Here is a 16314-nt window from a genome sequence, read left to right on the forward strand (position 1 = left end):
GGCATCAAACAGGGAAGGGGTTGGATTAGTGCGGGAGGTTGCGAGTCAGCCGCAGGCGTGTGGAGAGCAAGCGTGCTGGAACAGAATGTCGTTGTTGGGTGGCGTTGTCGGGCAGCCAGATCACCGGGCGCAGCGGCCCACTGGTGGGATGAATGCCCAGCGAGGCTACACGTTTGCACGTCATGCTTTCGAACTCAGCTACCGCCAGCTCAGCAATGCGCTGCACCAGGTGCACGGGCACCTCAAGCGACAGGGTCAAGTACCGGGTGCAGTTCTCCAGCAGTTGGCTGTCACCGGCCAGATGCTCGCAGCGGTGGCGATAGAGGTAGGCCACGGCCGCCTGCTGCATCGCGGCCCGGTAATCACTGGTGGGGTTGGTGGTCAGGGCGAGGGTGCTCATAGCGTTGCGGCCTCCATATCCAGTTGGTCCAGCAGATCGGGCTGGTCGTTTTTTGCCGTAAGGTTTTGTCGAGCCAATAGCCGCACTTTGGTAGGCGCCAGGGGCAACACGGTAAGAGGGCGCTCGATGCCCGACGGGCTAAGCTGGTATTCCCACACCAAAGAGCCGGAGAACGTGGCCCCACACAGCAGGTTGGTGCATTCCGAGTACATTGAGCGGAAGCAAGGCGTCTGCCCCTCGGAGGTCCGGATGCGCATCGAGCTGTTGCAGCAAGGGCAGACCAGCTTGTAGGTGCTCACTGTTTAGGCCCTCGGCTATGAAGAAGAATCGTGGCCAGGACCTCGGAATGACGAGCCGCCATGTAGTTGCTATGAGCGCGCAAAATGGCCTCAGCTTCGTCGCGCTCGATGACACCGTCGTCCAGCGCCTTTGCAATGATCTGATCCACCACGCCGCGCTTGGCTGCGGCCCGTACCGAACGGTTGTACAGGTCTACGTTGTCCAGCGTTTCAGGTTTGGCGAGGGGGACGAACATGCCGCCGTACATGGCTGCGATGTATTCGGGCAGGTAGGTCGTACCCATGTCCTGCTCTAACAGATGTATCTGTTCATCGCTCAGAGGCCGACTGCCAGCGTTTTCGTATATGTGGTTATCGAACTTCTTGAGTTCGTATCCCAGGCGCGCTGCAGCGCATTCTCGGCCACCTTCGTAGTCGTTGATCACCGCACTCATTACCTGACGCTTGGTCGCTAGAACTGGGCGTTTCATCTTCTGGTTTCCCTCTGGAGCCAGAGGCCCTAGTTTGTGATCTGGCCGTCTTTGATACCGAGCAGTACGGCTGCTCGATGTGCTTCACCACGACGGCCTTTCTTTCGTCCGTTCAGCAGGTCACTGACCAAATTTTTGTTCAAACCATGTTGGCGGCTAAATTCGGCAATGCTTTTGCCCTCGCGATCAAGAACCGCACGGGCTTGCTCGGGGGTCTGTAGGGCATGCATAGTGTTCGTCCGTGTTTAATCGTGTTTGACGACAAGGATTCTTGGTCAGATTTCTGCTCAAGTCAAATTATTTTGATCAAAAAAACGATCATTTCTTTAGGGGTAGGCGAACGCCTGAGAGAGGAACGCGAGCGGCTGGGTAAAAATCAGACCGACTTTGGTGCCTCTGCAGGCGTGAGCCGTGGGACTCAGAAAGCCTATGAGCTTGAGTCCAGCTCCCCCGATGTCCGTTATCTCTCCGGGCTCCAAGAGCTTGGGGTCGACGTGCATTACGTGCTGACCGGCTCTCGGATCGACACAGACCTCAACCGCCTCACCGACGTCGAGACGGCGGTGCTAGGGCACCTGCGGCAAATGGCTGAAGCAGACCGCAATGTTCTATTACGTACAGCATCGGCATTTGCGTGTGCAGCAACTTGGGAGGGGGCGAAAAGCCACAACTGAGCAAGGTGCAGTTGGAAACAGGAAATAACGTATCGACCAAGAGGGTCGATGTTTTCGTGTGGTGCAAAGGAGCTAGTCAAATGGCGCTTAAGCCTTGTAAGTCTTGTAAGCACACTGTGGATACCACAGCAAAAACCTGCCCAAACTGTGGCGTAAAAGACCCAGGCGTGACTGCGGGGCAGCAGTTGCTTGGGATTGCGATACTGGCTGTGATTATCGCTGTGGTCGTTTCAATGTGTTCTAGTGGGAAGAATGACAAGCCCAAAGATAAGCAAACAGAGCAGCAAGCAAAGGTTGATGAAGCGGCCTGCCGTAAAGACCTTCAATGCGCGGGTGACAAGTACACCGTCGCAGTCGGTATTTACTGCAAAGACTCTGTGGCACGCCTTGCTAAGTTTACGGCCCGCTGGACAGATGGCACCTTTGAGCCGAAGTTCAGCCATTTCCGTTGGCTAAATCAGGAGCAGGGCACGCTTACTTACATAGGCGACAAAATCGAATTTCAAAATGGTTTCGGCGCGTTTCAAAAACACATTTACGAGTGTGATTTCAACCCTGCAAACAATCAGATCCTAGATGTCCGTGCTCGACCAGGTCAATTGTGATGCAACAAGGCGTCACAGTTTTTCTACACGCAGTGCGATGACACAGCAAAACGTGATGGAGATTGGCTGTTCCCCGGGAAATCTCGACGGCGCTATGGTGGCGCCGGGTACCGGTTGCGTGCGCAAGGAGTATTCGCATGACGGAGAACAGCGGTGTATTGAAAAACCAAGTGTCAGTCGTAGATGCGATTGGCCTTAGCGAACAAGAAGTGATGTTGCTGGCGATGTTCAGGGCTATCAGCGCCCAGCGTCAGAAAGACGTATTGCGATTGTTGGAGGTTTTCAAACACGCACCGGAGTAGTAAGCCTGCAGGCCCCGGCAATGCGTCGGGGCTTTAAATTGATGTCGACCCAGAGCGTAGGAGGGTACGTGTCTAACGATTATCAAAGTCTTAATACAGATCGGCTGGCGCAGATATTCAAAGAGCGCATTACCAAGCCGGAATGCCCGTTTTGTGAGTGTGACGACTGGGCGCTGCCCCACCTACCAGGAACTGCAGGAGTAGTTCTTCCTTGGGGCGCGCACGGAAGCTATCTGATGGGTGGGCCATCTGCTGTCATGTTGTATTGCAAGAATTGCGGTTTCATCCGGCTGCACGCCCTTCAAGCGTTGGACGGTGTTCTTGCCGAGGAGGATGTTATCGAAGTCGGTCCGCCGAAGGAGGCGCTATGAGCGAGCCGTTTGAGCTGGTTAACCTGCATGACAGGTTTCCCGATCGCTTTGATAGTGACAGAAAAGGAGGTGGGGACGATAATGGAAGCAGAACCCCACCGGGACCACCGGGAGACGATCCAATGGAAGCGCGCGTAGCGAAACTTGAAACCCACGTTGAGTACATCCGTAGAGACCTGGATGAAGTCCGTGGTGACGTCAAAATCATCAAAAATAGGCTTGCCTATTTTGCTGGTGCTTCGCTGGTAATCGTGGCCATTCTGGCTTGGGTAGTGAACAACCGGTTTGACCAGGTACTGCAAGTGCTCACCAAATAGGCATTTGGTTTTCAATCAAACCCGGCGATTGCCGGGTTTTTGTTTTTATGGGCCTGCTGAATTTTCATACAGTTGCTATCTGCATTTTCTTCCACTCCCGATCCACTGCCCGCTTGGCCGTCTTCTTACTGGCATACAGCCACCGCAACCGTCTAGGCTTCGCCTGATCCCCCGCTGTAACCGTCTTTTCGTTCCCGGTTTTCTCATCCCGGTAGTACGCGATGATCCCCGTGTAATCCCCCGTGCTTTCCTCTGCCAGATCCTCGACATTATCCTCGGGTAACTTGCTCTCCAGCTCCAGGCTCACCGTGTACCCACCGTCGGCAGTGAGGCTGTGCTGCACGTTTCCCCCATACCAGATGATCTCGTCGATTTCCGCCTTTACGCCCTGCAGCGTATAGGTCAGTTCAGGGATCAGATCCGGTCTGCCCACTGCCAGGGTGTAGCTAAGCGTAGCGCTGCCGCGTTGAAGGCGCCTGAACTCGGCACGGGCAGCGCGCAGGGCTGAGTGCTGGTCACTGTAAGTGTGCCGCAAGTCTTTGAGGTTCTCGCCACCGCCGGCAATGGCTTCCTGCTTTTTGGCGCTGTTCACATCGTAGAAATACGCGCGCACCCCGTCGTAGCTGTCCCGGTCCGCCTGCAGGTAGCGGTGCTGGTCGCCGTCGGCGCGGGTGAGGGTGATGTGCGGCAGGGGGAGCCCGCTGGCGGTCTTGCCGCCCCCGGCGGGAATGCACACCAGGCACCCGGCCTTAACGCTGGCCACCGCGTCGAACTCTTCACCCAGGCGGGTAATCAGGTTGGCGTCCGATTCGTTGGCCTGGTCCAGCTGCAAGATCGGCAGCGCACCGAGCGCGCCGGCTACAGTCGGGGTCAGGTTGTTCCCCATGGCGATATCGCCAATGACTTTGCCCAGCGTGGTGTTGCTCCAGCTGCGCTCGCGCTTGGTCTTCAGACCTTTGCGAAGGTCTGCCGATCGAGCGCGAATACTGAGCACATCCGGCGCGCCGCTGTGCTCCGTTTCGTCGACGGTGTAGGTCCCCTTGTCCACCAGGCCGGTGTCGCTCCAGCCTAACCACAAGCGAAGTACTGCGCCCTTGGGCGGTATGGATAGCAGGCCGTCGTGGTCGCTCAGCGTGATGGTGAGTTGGTCGGCCTCGACGCCACGGTTGTCGGTTAGCTCCAAGCTCATCAGTCGTGGACTGACCTTCATGGCGATATCGTCGCCGTCCACCGTGAGGCGGAAGGCCGGAACGGGATAAGCGGCGTCTCGCGCGAAAGGTTTCGCCGTATCCACCAGATAACCGGTGACATTGGGCAACGCGGTCTCGATCACAGCAGCCCCCGCAGAATGTTGAGCCCAGTGCTGGTCGCAGTGCCGAGCAGGTCGATACGGTCATCATCGGTACGCTTCAGCGTAAGGGTGAACTCAATGCGCTGTGGCGTGCCGTCTCTGAAGAAGACGGTTTTGGTCTCGCTCAGGCTTTCGATCACCCATAGCCCGTATATCCGGCCGGTACCCTCGACCATTGGCCAGGCCTTGCCGGTGTTCGCCATCAAGCGCAGAGCGTCCAGGCTGGACACGCTCCCGGCCAATTCCGGCAGGAGGATGCCGGGCAGGGTGATGGTGTCCTCGCCACGGCCAATAAACTGCAGCGCTGGGGACGCGCCGATGCGGCTGTTGCTGGCATGGCGCCAATTGGTTTGGCGCTGTAGCTCCTGGTAAGCGAGGGTCGATAGGCTGAACACGAACATGCCGAGGCTGAGCATCATGGCGATTAGTCCCGGTCCGATAACTGGCTGCGCTGACGGGCGCGTTTCTCGTTTTCGATTTTACTGAGCATCGCGCGCAGCGTTTTCTCCATAGCCTGTACGTCCATGCCGGGCGCCGCTTCGAGGGTGATGTGGTAGGTGTCGTGGCTGTCGTAAACCGTCGATGTGCCCGCGCTGCTGATCGGAGGTCGATCATCGACGGCCAACGCCGGCATGGCGGTCGCGGTGAGGGCCAGGGTGCCAGCGGCGGTCAGGTGTTTGCCCATGTTGGCCAGGGCATTGAGTGGTCCTTTTTGTCCACCCTCGAGGCCCTTTGTCAGCCCTTCCATAGTGAAGCCACCCAGCTCGGCAAACACCCGCGACGGGCTGTGAATGCCGAGCTTTTCCTTGAACCAGCCGATGCTTGCGTCGCCGATTGAGCTGATGGCGTTTTTCACTCCCTTGAGGCCGGCGGTCAACCCGTTGATCAATCCGTTGACGATCATGTTGCCGAACTCGGTAAAGCGGCTGGGCAAGTCCGCGCCCAAGTAGCTCATTACACCAGCAAAGGCCTGGTAAATCAGGCCGAGGGGGCTGAAGTTGGCCAGGGTGTTGATGATCCCGACTATTCCACCGCTGAACCCTGCCTTGATTTCCGTCCAGGCATTGGCGAAGTAGTTCTTCACCGCATCCCAGTTTTTGTAGATCAGGTAGGCGCCACCGGCCAGAGCGGCCACGACGGCGGCGATGATCAGGACAATCGGATTGGCAGAAAGCCCCCACAACGCGATGCTGACAGCCCGTAGCGCGGATACCAATGGACCCACCAGGATGGCGCCCAAGGCCCGTATTAGGGTGCCGAACACCTTGAATATCGCAATGAGGCCGGGCAGGCGAATGCCGAGCATTGCCAGGCCAAACCGTAGCAGTAGGAACGGCGCCAGGACGCCGCCCAGGGTAAGGGCAAGCCCTCCGAACACAGCCGATAACGCCGCCACACTGGCCACAATGTTCAGCAGTGTCGCGGTCAAAACCGGGTTTGCTTGGACCCAGTCATTGGCCTTATCAAGTACACCACCGATAGCGTCCATGACGGCGACCATCGTGCCCCGTACGGCCTCGCCTGCGCCGCTTTTGGTGTTAAACAGCTTGTTTTGCAGGACCTGCCAACGGCCTTCGATAGCGGCGGCCCGGACCTCCATTTCCCTCTGCATTGAGCCTTTGGCCGCAGCGTCATCCACCAATTTGAGCTGGCGGCGCAGCTCCTCAAGGTTGTTGACCAACTTCCCCGAGTCCTTGCCGAACTCTTTGCCGAATAGCCGTGTAGAGGCTTCAGTCTGCTGCTCGGATGACAGCTTTTTGATGCGTTCGAGGACGCCCATCAGGGTGCCAAGGGCGTCCTTGGTCATACCGGTTTGCACCGATTTCGAGTCCAGGCCCACCATCGCCATACCTTCCTGGAACTTCTTGCCCTGCATGGTCGCGATTGCCAACTCGCGTACCATCGCTCGAGAGGCGCTAGCCGCGACTTCAGGCGCCGCGCCTAGCGACAGGAAGGTACTGCCCAGCGCTGCTGCCTTGCGGTAGTCGAGTTTGTCGGCCACATCGCTCATGCGAGTCAACGTCTCGATGATGTCGCCGCCCTTGGAGCGGGTGTTGTCGTCCAGGTAGTTGAGTGCGTCACCCAGCTCAGCGATGTTCTTGATCGGCACTTTGTACAGGCCAGCAATCCGGCCCATGTCCTCGCCAACCTGTTCGGCAGGTAGGTCGAAGGCCACGGCGGCGGTGGCCGAGACCTTTGCCATTGCCAGGAGGTTTTCCTTACCCTGAATACCAGCCCGGGCCTGAGCTTCGACCAGGGCCGCAAATTCGGTGGTGGCGATGGGCATTTCATTACTGGCCGCCTTGATCGCAGTGGCGAACTCGTAATAGGTGCTGGTGAGTTTGCCGTTGTCGTCCCGCGCACCATCGACCTGCTTGGCAACGCCCATCATGGCGCTTTCGAAGTCGACATATTCCTTGACCACGCTGATAACCGGGCGGCTGGCTGTATAGGCCACGCCCAGGCTGGCACCACCCGCGATAGCCGCGCTACCGGCGAACTGCTGCCCCTTGTCATACGCGCCCCGGGCCGTCGCCGCACGCTTGTGTTGGGCAGTCAGCTCGGCCATCCGCTTACCCTGCGCGTTGATGCTGGTGTTGGTGGCGTTGATTTGCTCGCGCAGCTGTCGTTCGTGAGTACTCAGGTTTTTGGTGCTGATACCCGCGTCATACAGGCGTGCGCGCAGCCCTTGGAGCTGCTCGCTCTGATGCTGGTGCTGCTGTTTCAGTCGCTGAGCCTCACGCACGGCCGTTCGAAAATCCTTCGCCAAAGCCTTGGTCGGCACGCCAGTTGAGGCAAATTGCTGGCTGAGTGCTTTGGTTTTGGCCTGCGCGGCCTTCAATGCCTCGTTAGTTTGGTTCACAGCTGCGCGTTGCGACCGCCAGGCGGTGATGTCTTTCTGCTGGGTGTTGAGTTCCTTCAAGCGGTCACGGGCAGCCTTGAGGGCACGGGCGGTCTCTAGGCTGCCGTTATTGATTGGCCTCAGTGGGCGGGTGGCCTTATCGATGGCGCTGAGCAGCACCTGAAGTCTCAGATCATTCGCCATCGGTGGAACTCCGCACCCTGGCGCGCTCGCGCCAGTCCATCAGGTCTTGCAGGCCCAGCTGATCCATCTCAGCAGGTGCCCAGTGGAAAACCACGGCCAGATCAGCCATGGGGTCTTCTACGCGACGAGGGATGCATCCGTCTTCGCCGACTTCTGCAATAAAAAACCAGAGATCTTGCTGCTCAAGGCCAGCAGGTCGGCCGGGTCCATGGCGGCGACCTCAATGGCGGTGAGGCTCGGCAAGCTGATGCGTGGCAGCACCTTGATCAGACTGCCGACGTCCATCTGCAGTAGCTCCACCAGGCTTACGCCGCGTAATTCCCCGGCGTTTGGCCTGCGCAGGGTGATGCTCTCGATGCTAGTAGTGCCGCGCCGAATCGGCGTGTCGAGGGTGACGGTGTTGTCATCGACCAGTTGCTGTACGTCTGGCTGTTCGATGGATTCGTTTTTCATTGGATTCGCTCCTGGTGATTAGAGGGTGGGGCTTGATCAAGGGGCAGGTCAGATGCCCATGGCGGTGCGGTGCTTCTCCAGCATGTCCACGCCGTTGACCTTCTCGACGAAGTTGAGCAAATCGATCTCGATGATTTCCTCGCCATCGACGGTCAGCTTGTAATAGCTACAGGTGGTGGTCATGGCGTGTTCGGTGTCTTCACCAGGCTTGGCATCGCCCATCTCGATGGTTTCGTGGCGACCGCGCACCACCACCTCCACGCTACTGACTTCGCCGGTGTCATCCTGCTGGTAAGGGCCAGAGAAACGCAGGGCCACGCCGGAGGCGTTGACGGCGCCGAACTGGCGCAGCGAGATCAGGTCGATGCCGCCGGTTTTCCATTCGAACTGGATACCGTCGTCCGAGAAGCCGAGGTCGGCTTTGACCGGGCCATTCATGCCGCCACCGCGATAGGCTTCCATCTTGCGGGCGAGGGCGGGCAGGGTGACGGACTTGGCCACGCCGAGGTAGCTGTTGCCGTCATTGAACAGGTTGAGGTTTTTGAGCTTACGAGGCAGGGCCATGGCGGTGTTCTCCGGTAAACGGGGTCAGGCTGAACTCTCCTTTTGGGGAGGCCTGGTTAGCTGTTGATGCCTTTGGCGAAGTCGATCAGGTAGCGGTCGGTGATGCGCTGGCGGAAGGTAAGGTCTTCCAGGGGCGGCACGGGGGTGTAGTCGTAATCCACCCAGAGCTTGCCGGCCTTGAGGGTGTCCTCGTCGTTGATGTCTTCCGGGTACCAGCAGCTGCCGCCGATCAGGTAGCCCTGGGATTTCAACTCGCGCATCTTGGCGTTCACGCCTTCAACTAGGTCGCGCACGAGCGAGGCATGCATGGGGCGGTCAATGGTCCACATATGCGCCTCGCCCATGGTGTCCGCGAGGATCTGCGCGGTACGGGTGTAGTTTTCGAAGGCGAACAGCGGGTCGCTGCTGCAGGTGCGGCTACCCCAGAAGCGAAAGCCGTTGGCGTTGATCAGGGTGGTGATGTCGTTGCTGTTCAGATAGTTGGCGTCGGTAGCCGGGTTTTGCAGATCCCAGAACACATCGGCGCTGATACCGGTCACGCCGCTGACGGCGACGTTGGACAGGGTTTTATGCCAGCCTGTCTCCTGATCGATCTTGGCGCGCAGGCCGAGCGCACGGGCCACTGCCGAGGCGGTGGCGGTCTTGTTGGCGACGGTGTCCCAGCTCTGGAAGTCCGGCCAGATCACCATCATTTCGCGAGCGCCGAAGTTCTCGCGGTAAGCGACCACCTCTTCCTTGGTGTTGCAGCCCCAGGCGCTGACGTAGGCGAAGGCGCGCAGATCTTTGGCAATGGCGCCGAGCGCGGTGGCCACCGGCAAACTGTCCAGGCCGGGTACGCCGAGAATGCGTGGCGTCATGCCTACGCGTGACTTGGCGGCGAGCAGGGCTTTCATGCCGGTGTATTGGCCGGTGGGGGTGGTGCCGCCGATCAGGGCGCTGGTAGTGGCCGCTTCGTCGGCGCCTTCCTTGACCCGTACCACGATGACGTAGGGCTTGGTCTGGTCGGCGATGCCTTGCAGGCTGGCTGCTAGCGTGCCCTTCTTGCCGGCCTTGCCGACAGCAGTTTGCACGTTAGTCACCAGAACGGGCGTGTCCAGCGGGAAGACGGTGGCATCCGCATCGTCAGCCGTGCAAACCATGCCGATAACTGCGGTGGGGATAGTGCGAATGGGGCGGGTGCCGTCGTTGAGTTCGATGACCCGCACGCCGTGGAGGTAATCGGCCATGGGTTGTGCCTGCGCTGTGATGGAATGACAGGGCATAGGCTGCCGCGCGCGCGCCGGTTGAGCGAGGGCGGGGGCTTGTAGGAGGGGAGGTTACAGGGCGCCATGGCGGTAGCGCCCGAAGGGTATTGGTTATTGGGCCTGATCAGCGATCCAGGCAGGGGGCACGGGACGGGATGAGGCCGCGGGGAAACCAGCTTCCTTGGGCCAGTCACGCAACGCCTGTACATAGTCAAGAAGCTCGCCGGATTGCTTCACGGTCAGCGTGGTGGGCCGTTGCGAGTCGATTTCGTCGCGGTGGCGCTCGCGTAGCCATTTAAGGCTTTCGATTTCGGCGTCCCGCCATTGACGAGCCTGAGCTGATGAGAGCGTTGGTGAGGGTGGCGGCGGCTCCACAAGCATGGGATATCCCTTACTGTCAGGCTGGATACGCTTGCCTTCAGCCTCACCGTCAATCAAGTTTTGATGCTGCTCGGCCGTGATAATAACGCCGCCGTTATTGGCAGATGAAAAGCCAAATCGATCATCTTCCTTAACCCACTTCGCGTACATAATACTTACCTCAGCCTACTTATTTACCCAGCCCCACGCGCGCCAAACACACTGGGCCATCGAAGGGCTATTCACTAATGTACTGCCACGCACCAAAGTGCACATGTTTTGTGCCGTAAACCCTGTCGTTGAAACATTAACCATCTGCCATAACGTCATCGCAGTACCACCACTCCCAATGCTGTCGTATGGAACAACGAATGGCGTTGTGGCAAATTGCTGTGAGAACGTAATATCTAACTTGTCGGTAGTTACTGTGGACTTACCCCAGCATTCCAACATGCCACCGGGTAAATACCGATAACCGTTCGCGGCTTTCGACTGTAGAAAGTCGGAAGATTGATCCAGCCTCACGCTCCTATTAATAGCGCACCAGGTGTCGGTGCCAGAGCTGGTCAGCGTTAGGAAGTCGCCGTTGTTGAGCGTAAGCGACGGTAAAAACGCGCCGAGCCCCACATTGATGAAATCCGCTCCGGTCACTCTGACCGTGTCCGGCGTTAAGAATCCATGGTCAACAAAAAAGCTGATGCTTGCTCCGGCCGGTACCGAGTTGGCAGGCGGCAAGGTTGCGACAATTGAGCCATTGCCAGACAAGACAATTAGATAGCCGATGTGTGCCTTCGTCAGTGTTTTTACGGTGTTGGTGACAACCTCCAGCCCCCGGTACGAGCCCAGGGAATCAGCCACGAACTCGGTGGTTGCAAGCGAGGTATCTCGGTCAAACTGGGGCGGTGTGGGCGCCTTCGGATCACCGGTGAAGACTGGCGACTCTAATCCGTTGCGGATGGAGTCTGTGACGAATTTACGGGTTGCCAATACTACCGCTGGGTCAATCATCAGCACCACATTGGCGGCGCTGGACACGATGAAGTTCACGCGCACCACTTGGGTACGCCCAGAGCCCTGCGACATCAGCGGTTTGTAGCTGGGCGCACAGTTCGCGACGGCGACCAGGTCCCCGTCTGCGTCATACAGGCCAATTTCCCGAATCCACCACCCGCCCTCATCGGCCGGGATGATCTGCTCCGCGATCAGGATGTTTGAGTTGGCCGGATCAACCGACAACGTATTCAGTGGTCGGCGGCGGCGTTCGTTGATCAGCTTCTTTTGCGCCCGGTCAGGCACCGGGTCGGTGCCGTTGGCGTCGCCCACCCCCAGCTCCGTGAGTTTCCAGGGAATGCCCAGGGCGTCCGCGTTGGCCTGTTTGGCTTCACCAACAGCGGTAAGAATCGCAAAAAATTGAGCGTTGGGATCGATCATGGGTAGATGTCCAGAGTGTCGAGGGTATGTTCGCGGCAGGCGGTGCCGAGCTGGCACACGAGGTCGATGACGCCGGGTGCTGGCGGATAGACGTCGACGGTGTCGGTGGTGTGCTCACAACCAACGGCGCCGATGACGCCTGTGGAGACAATGTTGCGCAGAGCTGGCGGATAAACGTCGATTTCATCGCCCTCGTAAACGCTGGCGAACAGGTTGATGGGCCCGGTGGTTTCGAGGCTGATGGCCAGGCCCGTTAGGTGCCGGGTGACCGGCCTGGCATCATCGATGAGCCAGGTCAGCTCCTGGTACATTTCTTCAGTGATACCGGTCTCCAGCACGCCCACCTTGATGGCGAACGTCCCTGGCACGCCCAAGGGCGTGGTCTGCCACCACTCCAGCACCTCAATCAGGTAACCGAGCGGCTCGATGACGCGGCGCAGGGCCCCGATGGTGCCCTTACGCGAGTGAATGTAGTGGGATGAACGAATGGCGGCGCGTTTGGCCACTTCCGGCCACGTGCTGTCCCAGCGATCAACCGAAAAGGCCCAGGCCAGGTAGGGAAGAAGGTCAACAGGGCAGGTGTCTGGGTTGCAGAGCTGCCGTAGCGGAATGGGCACGCGCTGAATGTGCGTGAGCGCCTGTGCCGCTTGGCGTTCCAGCGGGGTGCAGTTCCCCGGTAGCAGGTGCTGGGCGGCCATCATTCAGCACCCTGGGTAACTGTGATGTGGGTGCAGAAAGGAGCCTGGGCTTTCGTCGCGACGATATCTGTCCAGCCTTCCAACTCGACCTTGCGCACGCCCTCCACATGCAATGCCGCATGCAGGGCTGACGCTGAAACCTCCATGCCCAGACGGCGCCGTTGGTGGACGTAGGCCAATAAACGTTGCTCGGCGGCGGCGAGGATCGGTTCCGACTCTGGCCCACTGGAGAGCAAGAAGAGCCGGGCTTTGACCTGGTAGTTGAGAATCTCCGCGCCCTGGACAAGCAAGCGGTCGGCCACCGGCCGGCGGTCTTCGTCGCTGAGGTAGGCATCGACCAGGGCGAGCAAGTCAGAGGAGGCCGCGCCGTCGCCGAGTAGCGATTGCACGGTCACCACCGCCACCGCGGGCGACGGGCTTTCAGCGGTAGCATCGGCGACCCGGCCGTTCGCTGCACGGGCGTGGAAAATGTAGCTGTTGCGTGGCCCGGCGGTGCTCAAGCCTTCCCAGGCCATCTGTGCGCGTTCGCGCAAGCTCTCATCGCTTTCCATAAGCCTTGGCACAGGCGGCATCGCCGAGGGCATACCTCCCTGTATGACCAGGCGTTTGACGTTGAAGTTGGCCGCCAGTTGCTCCAGGTCGGTACCCCGAGCCGTGGCGAGCAGGTTGGCCAGGGAAGCCTCGTTGACCCGCTGACGCCAGACGGTTTCTCGGTAGGCGTTCTCTTGCAACAGCTTGGTCAGTGGCTCCGACTCTCTTTCAAGGCGCGCAGCGATCTGGGCCTGCTCCTCGACGGGCCAAAGACTAACCATGTAAGCCTTGCGTTCAACCAGGATCTGTTCGAAATCGATGTGCTCGACGATTTGTGGCGCTGGCAGTTGGCTGAGATCGATGGCCGCGAAACTGTTCATACACTGCCCCCCAGTTGCAGTGGCACGCTGAGGCTCAGCGCCGCGTTGGTGTCCACTACAGTGCCCTCCAGTTCGATCAAGGCCTGGCCTTGCAGGTTGGCGCCTGCGAACTGCACGCGGCTCAAGCTGATACGCGGTTCCCAGCGCATAAGGGCCATGACCGTGGCGGCATAGACGCGTAGGCGGGTGACATCGTTGAAGGGGTGGTCCACCAGCTCGGGCACCAAGCTGCCGTATTCGCGGCGCATTACACGCGTGCCGATACGGGTGGTGAGAATGTCAGAGATCGACTGACTGATGTGCTCGCGCTCGCTGATAGCGCCGCCGGTATATCGGTTCATGAGGGAACGGGCACCCCCGACTGGTCGTCGCCGACCTTGACGCCGGTGTGCGGGTGTTTGGCCAAACTCACGCCGGCCGCCATCACGTCAATAGAGACCTGAACCTGGCCGGTGACGGTCTGGTTGCCGGTTTGGATGTAGTCGCCCTGGTGTGTGATGTCCCCAACTAGGTTGATGCCGCCGGTGCTAATCAGGTTGGTAGTGCCGCCGTCGACCAGGGTGGCGTTAAGGTGATGGGCGACGCTGTCGTACTCGATCACCGTGCCGTCCGCGTAGGTACGACGGTGTAGGCCGGCGCGGTTGCCGTTGGCGGGGATGTGGTCGCTGAATACACCCGCCACGACGATGCCGCTGGCGAGCTGGCCGGACGGGCTGAGCAGAATCACCTGCTCTCCGACGGTGGGCGGGTCCCACTCGCGGTCAGACCCAGCGCGCAGTGCGAGCCAGGGAAGCCAAGCAGTGGTCAGCTTTCCGGTTGTTACCTGCACGCGCGGCGGCTCCATCTGCACAGCGGCGATGACGCCGAAGCGGATGAGGTTTTCGAGCAGGCGGGCGAGGGTGGCTAAGTCGTTCATGGCGCTGATAGTGTTGCCACATGCGTGCGAGTGCAGCAAAGGAGGATTGTAAAGGCCCCCTCTACATGCTCATGTTTCTTTCTAATATTTCTCTCAGGCTGTGGGTGATGGATTGCCCGTTTAAAGAAAGGCGCTTACTCTTATCGTTGCAATCCCAACGGAATTCAAATTTAGTTCGAAAATATAATAAGGATGTTGATAATGATTAAGACCAAGCAGTTTATAATTCAATGTCCTCAATGCGGTAGTGAGGAGTTTCATGTCCCTCATGACGCGCAGGATGAGGATATTGTAAAGTGTGGTTTCTGTAATTTCGAGATTGCTTTGCTTGACTTGAGAGAGCTTGGGTTGGAGCAAGCAAGAAAGGTTGTGCTCCCTGAAGCAAAGAAAGCAATTGATGATATGTTGAAAAACGCTTTCAAAGGGTGGAAAAAATGAGTGGTTACGAAATGCTGACGCTTTTGGTTTCTTTGTTGGCAGTCGTTATATCTGCAGTCTCGCTAGTTCGGTCTAGAAAATTAAGTGAAGAGCAGTTAAAGCTAGAGAGGATTACAGCGGAGTTATCGGCTTATCAAATAAAGGAAATTGAAGAGCGAGAATCCCTTAAGGATAAACCGAAAATTGCTGTGAGATTGGCGAAGCTTAGTGATTCCTCAGAATTTGTAGTGGCTAATACCGGGCAGGGTAGTGCCTATGATATTGGGTTTGAGCTGATAGATTGCAAGGAAAATCCGTTATATGACGCTCAATACAAGCTTCCATTTCCAGAGCTTAGGCCAAGCTGTACCTTCAAGCTCAGAGCTGCTTTCCATATGAGTAGCCCTATGCAGTATCAAGTTCAAGTGAATTGGCGAGATTCGACAGGTATTCAGCAAGACACTTTTTATGTCTCGCGTTAAGGGTTGATTGTGATGGCTACTTAATTATTTGTCTTACTAAGGTGTGAAATTAGCGTGTCGCGGACTGTCTCAAGGTCCGCCTCATCGAAACCCAATAATTCACGCTGTTCATAACGCACATCGGGCGCCCCACGCTCCGCGCGATCCTTCAACCCGTACGGATGAACCCTGGCAATCCGGGCGATCCGCCCAGTGAACCCCACAGTCACGGCGTTGCTGTCGCCTCGGGCCTTCACGTAGGTCGCGGTACGCAGCTTTTTGAACATCTTGACCTTACGCTGGATGCGGCCTTGCTTGCCGCGCAAGTCCCGCTTTTTGCGTGGTGCATACGTGCTGCCATCCGGGTTTTGCTGCAGCAGCACCCGCTTTTGCTGGCTACGCCACAACTCCTGGCCGATGGAGCGGGCGAGTTGATTGCGGGCGCCTGGCGGAAGTTGCGCCAGCATGCCGGATGCCCAAGTATCCAACGCTTCCAGATTACTTGGCATCGGCAACTACCCATTCGCTGGTGTCGCCCTGGGAGCCTGGCACCCAGTTCGGATCGAGATATCCTGCTACTCGTTGCGGCTCACCGATATGGCGGACGGTGGTATTACCTTGTTCATTTTTGCTTACTACTTTACTCGATCACCGTGCCGTCCGCGTAGGTACGACGGTGCAGGCCGGCGCGGTTGCCGTTGGCGGGGATGTGGTCACTGAATACGCCTGTCACAGCGATACCGTTGGCGAGCTGACCAGACGGGCTGAGCAGAATCACTTGCTCACCGAGGGTGGGCGGGTCCCACTCGCGGTCCGTTCCAGCGCGCCACGCGAGCCAGGGTAGCCAGGCCGTGGTCAGCGCCCCGATTGTTACCCGCACGCGCGGCGGCTCCATCTGCACAGCGGCGATGACGCCGAAGCGGATGAGGTTTTCGAGCAGGCGGGTGAAGGTGGCTAAGTTGTTCATGGCGCTGATGGTGGCGCCATGCGTGTGAGGGTGCAGCTTCGGTGTCTTGTAAGGGAG

Annotated in this window: 24 protein-coding genes and 2 pseudogenes; 7 read left to right on the plus strand and 19 right to left on the minus strand. The window is 58.5% G+C overall.

From position 1 onward, the window contains the following. Window positions 1–25 precede the first annotated feature (25 nt). Genes ACWKV4_RS04705 through ACWKV4_RS04720 form a run of 4 tightly spaced genes read right to left on the minus strand, consistent with a single transcriptional unit; the run spans window position 26 to window position 1399 of the window. Complete coding sequence (locus ACWKV4_RS04705) at window positions 26–400, minus strand: hypothetical protein (protein ID WP_483830844.1); 375 nt, start codon at window positions 398–400, stop codon at window positions 26–28. Then, window positions 397–699 carry an ogr/Delta-like zinc finger family protein gene (locus tag ACWKV4_RS04710; protein ID WP_483830843.1) on the minus strand — a complete coding sequence of 101 codons (303 nt, stop codon included), beginning with the start codon at window positions 697–699 and terminating at the stop codon, window positions 397–399. The genes ACWKV4_RS04705 and ACWKV4_RS04710 overlap by 4 nt, the downstream gene beginning before the upstream one ends. Further along, a complete protein-coding gene (locus tag ACWKV4_RS04715) occupies window positions 696–1169 on the minus strand; it encodes a YmfL family putative regulatory protein (protein ID WP_483830842.1) in 474 nt (157 codons plus the stop codon). Before ACWKV4_RS04715 ends, ACWKV4_RS04710 begins: the two co-directional genes overlap by 4 nt. 29 nt (window positions 1170–1198) lie before the next feature. After that, complete coding sequence (locus ACWKV4_RS04720; protein WP_017477234.1) at window positions 1199–1399, minus strand: DNA-binding protein; 201 nt, start codon at window positions 1397–1399, stop codon at window positions 1199–1201. A gap of 21 nt (window positions 1400–1420) precedes the next feature. Between ACWKV4_RS04720 and ACWKV4_RS04725 the strand changes: the two genes are divergently transcribed. From ACWKV4_RS04725 to ACWKV4_RS04745, 5 genes are all read left to right on the plus strand, one after another. Then, window positions 1421–1843, plus strand: coding sequence for an XRE family transcriptional regulator (locus ACWKV4_RS04725; protein WP_483830841.1), 423 nt, complete (start codon window positions 1421–1423; stop codon window positions 1841–1843). Between the two features lie 80 nt (window positions 1844–1923). Beyond that, the gene (locus ACWKV4_RS04730) at window positions 1924–2448 is read left to right on the plus strand and encodes a hypothetical protein (RefSeq protein ID WP_483830840.1); all 525 of its coding nucleotides are present in this window, start codon (window positions 1924–1926) and stop codon (window positions 2446–2448) included. Between the two features lie 137 nt (window positions 2449–2585). Further along, window positions 2586–2750, plus strand: a complete 165-nt coding sequence (locus tag ACWKV4_RS04735) for a hypothetical protein (protein WP_483830839.1) — start codon at window positions 2586–2588, stop codon at window positions 2748–2750. A gap of 68 nt (window positions 2751–2818) precedes the next feature. Then, the gene (locus tag ACWKV4_RS04740; RefSeq protein WP_483830838.1) at window positions 2819–3121 is read left to right on the plus strand and encodes a hypothetical protein; all 303 of its coding nucleotides are present in this window, start codon (window positions 2819–2821) and stop codon (window positions 3119–3121) included. After that, the gene (locus tag ACWKV4_RS04745) at window positions 3118–3438 is read left to right on the plus strand and encodes a hypothetical protein (RefSeq protein WP_483830837.1); all 321 of its coding nucleotides are present in this window, start codon (window positions 3118–3120) and stop codon (window positions 3436–3438) included. The genes ACWKV4_RS04740 and ACWKV4_RS04745 overlap by 4 nt, the downstream gene beginning before the upstream one ends. Before the next feature lie 64 nt (window positions 3439–3502). Here the strand turns inward: ACWKV4_RS04745 and ACWKV4_RS04750 are convergent, their stop codons facing one another. From ACWKV4_RS04750 to ACWKV4_RS04810, 13 genes and pseudogenes are all read right to left on the minus strand, one after another. Beyond that, window positions 3503–4771 (minus strand): phage late control D family protein, encoded by a 1269-nt coding sequence (locus tag ACWKV4_RS04750; protein WP_483830836.1) that lies wholly within the window; start codon window positions 4769–4771, stop codon window positions 3503–3505. Then, the gene (locus tag ACWKV4_RS04755) at window positions 4768–5208 is read right to left on the minus strand and encodes a phage tail protein (protein ID WP_483830835.1); all 441 of its coding nucleotides are present in this window, start codon (window positions 5206–5208) and stop codon (window positions 4768–4770) included. The genes ACWKV4_RS04750 and ACWKV4_RS04755 overlap by 4 nt, the downstream gene beginning before the upstream one ends. A 5-nt stretch (window positions 5209–5213) precedes the next feature. After that, window positions 5214–7835, minus strand: a complete 2622-nt coding sequence (locus ACWKV4_RS04760; RefSeq protein ID WP_483830834.1) for a phage tail tape measure protein — start codon at window positions 7833–7835, stop codon at window positions 5214–5216. Then, on the minus strand, window positions 7825–7944 hold the full coding sequence (locus ACWKV4_RS04765) for a GpE family phage tail protein (RefSeq protein WP_483830833.1): 120 nt from the start codon (window positions 7942–7944) through the stop codon (window positions 7825–7827). Before ACWKV4_RS04765 ends, ACWKV4_RS04760 begins: the two co-directional genes overlap by 11 nt. An 8-nt stretch (window positions 7945–7952) precedes the next feature. Further along, window positions 7953–8288, minus strand: coding sequence for a phage tail assembly protein (locus tag ACWKV4_RS04770; RefSeq protein ID WP_483830832.1), 336 nt, complete (start codon window positions 8286–8288; stop codon window positions 7953–7955). A 48-nt stretch (window positions 8289–8336) separates the two neighbouring features. Next, window positions 8337–8852 carry a phage major tail tube protein gene (locus tag ACWKV4_RS04775; RefSeq protein ID WP_483830831.1) on the minus strand — a complete coding sequence of 172 codons (516 nt, stop codon included), beginning with the start codon at window positions 8850–8852 and terminating at the stop codon, window positions 8337–8339. Window positions 8853–8908: 56 nt separating this feature from the next. After that, the gene (locus tag ACWKV4_RS04780) at window positions 8909–10078 is read right to left on the minus strand and encodes a phage tail sheath protein (protein WP_483830830.1); all 1170 of its coding nucleotides are present in this window, start codon (window positions 10076–10078) and stop codon (window positions 8909–8911) included. Window positions 10079–10207: 129 nt separating this feature from the next. Beyond that, entirely contained in the window at window positions 10208–10627 is a 420-nt protein-coding gene (locus ACWKV4_RS04785) for a phage tail assembly chaperone (protein WP_483830829.1), read from the minus strand. A 783-nt stretch (window positions 10628–11410) separates the two neighbouring features. Further along, a pseudogene (locus ACWKV4_RS04790) lies at window positions 11411–11887 on the minus strand (phage tail protein); the annotation flags it as partial. Beyond that, window positions 11884–12585 carry a phage tail protein I gene (locus ACWKV4_RS04795; protein WP_483830917.1) on the minus strand — a complete coding sequence of 234 codons (702 nt, stop codon included), beginning with the start codon at window positions 12583–12585 and terminating at the stop codon, window positions 11884–11886. The pseudogene ACWKV4_RS04790 and the gene ACWKV4_RS04795, both read right to left, overlap by 4 nt. Further along, window positions 12585–13496, minus strand: coding sequence for a baseplate assembly protein (locus tag ACWKV4_RS04800; protein ID WP_483830828.1), 912 nt, complete (start codon window positions 13494–13496; stop codon window positions 12585–12587). Before ACWKV4_RS04800 ends, ACWKV4_RS04795 begins: the two co-directional genes overlap by 1 nt. Beyond that, a complete protein-coding gene (locus ACWKV4_RS04805) occupies window positions 13493–13837 on the minus strand; it encodes a GPW/gp25 family protein (RefSeq protein WP_483830827.1) in 345 nt (114 codons plus the stop codon). The genes ACWKV4_RS04800 and ACWKV4_RS04805 overlap by 4 nt, the downstream gene beginning before the upstream one ends. Further along, window positions 13834–14412, minus strand: coding sequence for a phage baseplate assembly protein V (locus ACWKV4_RS04810; protein WP_483830826.1), 579 nt, complete (start codon window positions 14410–14412; stop codon window positions 13834–13836). The genes ACWKV4_RS04805 and ACWKV4_RS04810 overlap by 4 nt, the downstream gene beginning before the upstream one ends. 201 nt (window positions 14413–14613) lie before the next feature. On the opposite strand from ACWKV4_RS04810, the gene ACWKV4_RS04815 reads away from it, so the two are divergent. Both ACWKV4_RS04815 and ACWKV4_RS04820 read left to right on the plus strand, forming a co-directional pair. Next, a complete protein-coding gene (locus ACWKV4_RS04815) occupies window positions 14614–14850 on the plus strand; it encodes a hypothetical protein (RefSeq protein WP_483830825.1) in 237 nt (78 codons plus the stop codon). Then, on the plus strand, window positions 14847–15311 hold the full coding sequence (locus ACWKV4_RS04820) for a hypothetical protein (protein ID WP_483830824.1): 465 nt from the start codon (window positions 14847–14849) through the stop codon (window positions 15309–15311). Before ACWKV4_RS04815 ends, ACWKV4_RS04820 begins: the two co-directional genes overlap by 4 nt. Window positions 15312–15331: 20 nt before the next feature. Here the strand turns inward: ACWKV4_RS04820 and ACWKV4_RS04825 are convergent, their stop codons facing one another. Together ACWKV4_RS04825 and ACWKV4_RS04830 are read right to left on the minus strand one after the other, a co-directional pair. Then, the gene (locus ACWKV4_RS04825) at window positions 15332–15799 is read right to left on the minus strand and encodes a phage virion morphogenesis protein (RefSeq protein WP_483830823.1); all 468 of its coding nucleotides are present in this window, start codon (window positions 15797–15799) and stop codon (window positions 15332–15334) included. A 134-nt stretch (window positions 15800–15933) separates the two neighbouring features. Further along, window positions 15934–16257, minus strand: a pseudogene (locus ACWKV4_RS04830) (phage baseplate assembly protein V); the annotation flags it as partial. Window positions 16258–16314: the final 57 nt, after the last annotated feature.

Source organism: Pseudomonas artemisiae (genome assembly GCF_057128685.1).

Excerpts from the sequence above, each read along its gene's own strand:
- ACWKV4_RS04800 (WP_483830828.1), bottom strand. The coding sequence starts at position 13,496 with ATGAACAGTTTCGCGGCCATCGATCTCAGCCAACTGCCAGCGCCACAA.
- ACWKV4_RS04705 (WP_483830844.1), bottom strand. The coding sequence starts at position 400 with ATGAGCACCCTCGCCCTGACCACCAACCCCACCAGTGATTACCGGGCC.
- ACWKV4_RS04770 (WP_483830832.1), bottom strand. The coding sequence starts at position 8,288 with ATGAAAAACGAATCCATCGAACAGCCAGACGTACAGCAACTGGTCGAT.
- ACWKV4_RS04795 (WP_483830917.1), bottom strand. The coding sequence starts at position 12,585 with ATGGCCGCCCAGCACCTGCTACCGGGGAACTGCACCCCGCTGGAACGC.
- ACWKV4_RS04815 (WP_483830825.1), top strand. The coding sequence starts at position 14,614 with ATGATTAAGACCAAGCAGTTTATAATTCAATGTCCTCAATGCGGTAGT.
- ACWKV4_RS04760 (WP_483830834.1), bottom strand. The coding sequence starts at position 7,835 with ATGGCGAATGATCTGAGACTTCAGGTGCTGCTCAGCGCCATCGATAAG.
- ACWKV4_RS04735 (WP_483830839.1), top strand. The coding sequence starts at position 2,586 with ATGACGGAGAACAGCGGTGTATTGAAAAACCAAGTGTCAGTCGTAGAT.
- ACWKV4_RS04720 (WP_017477234.1), bottom strand. The coding sequence starts at position 1,399 with ATGCATGCCCTACAGACCCCCGAGCAAGCCCGTGCGGTTCTTGATCGC.
- ACWKV4_RS04745 (WP_483830837.1), top strand. The coding sequence starts at position 3,118 with ATGAGCGAGCCGTTTGAGCTGGTTAACCTGCATGACAGGTTTCCCGAT.
- ACWKV4_RS04780 (WP_483830830.1), bottom strand. The coding sequence starts at position 10,078 with ATGGCCGATTACCTCCACGGCGTGCGGGTCATCGAACTCAACGACGGC.
- ACWKV4_RS04715 (WP_483830842.1), bottom strand. The coding sequence starts at position 1,169 with ATGAAACGCCCAGTTCTAGCGACCAAGCGTCAGGTAATGAGTGCGGTG.
- ACWKV4_RS04810 (WP_483830826.1), bottom strand. The coding sequence starts at position 14,412 with ATGAACGACTTAGCCACCCTCGCCCGCCTGCTCGAAAACCTCATCCGC.
- ACWKV4_RS04820 (WP_483830824.1), top strand. The coding sequence starts at position 14,847 with ATGAGTGGTTACGAAATGCTGACGCTTTTGGTTTCTTTGTTGGCAGTC.
- ACWKV4_RS04765 (WP_483830833.1), bottom strand. The coding sequence starts at position 7,944 with ATGGCTGATCTGGCCGTGGTTTTCCACTGGGCACCTGCTGAGATGGAT.
- ACWKV4_RS04825 (WP_483830823.1), bottom strand. The coding sequence starts at position 15,799 with ATGCCAAGTAATCTGGAAGCGTTGGATACTTGGGCATCCGGCATGCTG.
- ACWKV4_RS04805 (WP_483830827.1), bottom strand. The coding sequence starts at position 13,837 with ATGAACCGATATACCGGCGGCGCTATCAGCGAGCGCGAGCACATCAGT.
- ACWKV4_RS04730 (WP_483830840.1), top strand. The coding sequence starts at position 1,924 with ATGGCGCTTAAGCCTTGTAAGTCTTGTAAGCACACTGTGGATACCACA.
- ACWKV4_RS04785 (WP_483830829.1), bottom strand. The coding sequence starts at position 10,627 with ATGTACGCGAAGTGGGTTAAGGAAGATGATCGATTTGGCTTTTCATCT.
- ACWKV4_RS04775 (WP_483830831.1), bottom strand. The coding sequence starts at position 8,852 with ATGGCCCTGCCTCGTAAGCTCAAAAACCTCAACCTGTTCAATGACGGC.
- ACWKV4_RS04755 (WP_483830835.1), bottom strand. The coding sequence starts at position 5,208 with ATGATGCTCAGCCTCGGCATGTTCGTGTTCAGCCTATCGACCCTCGCT.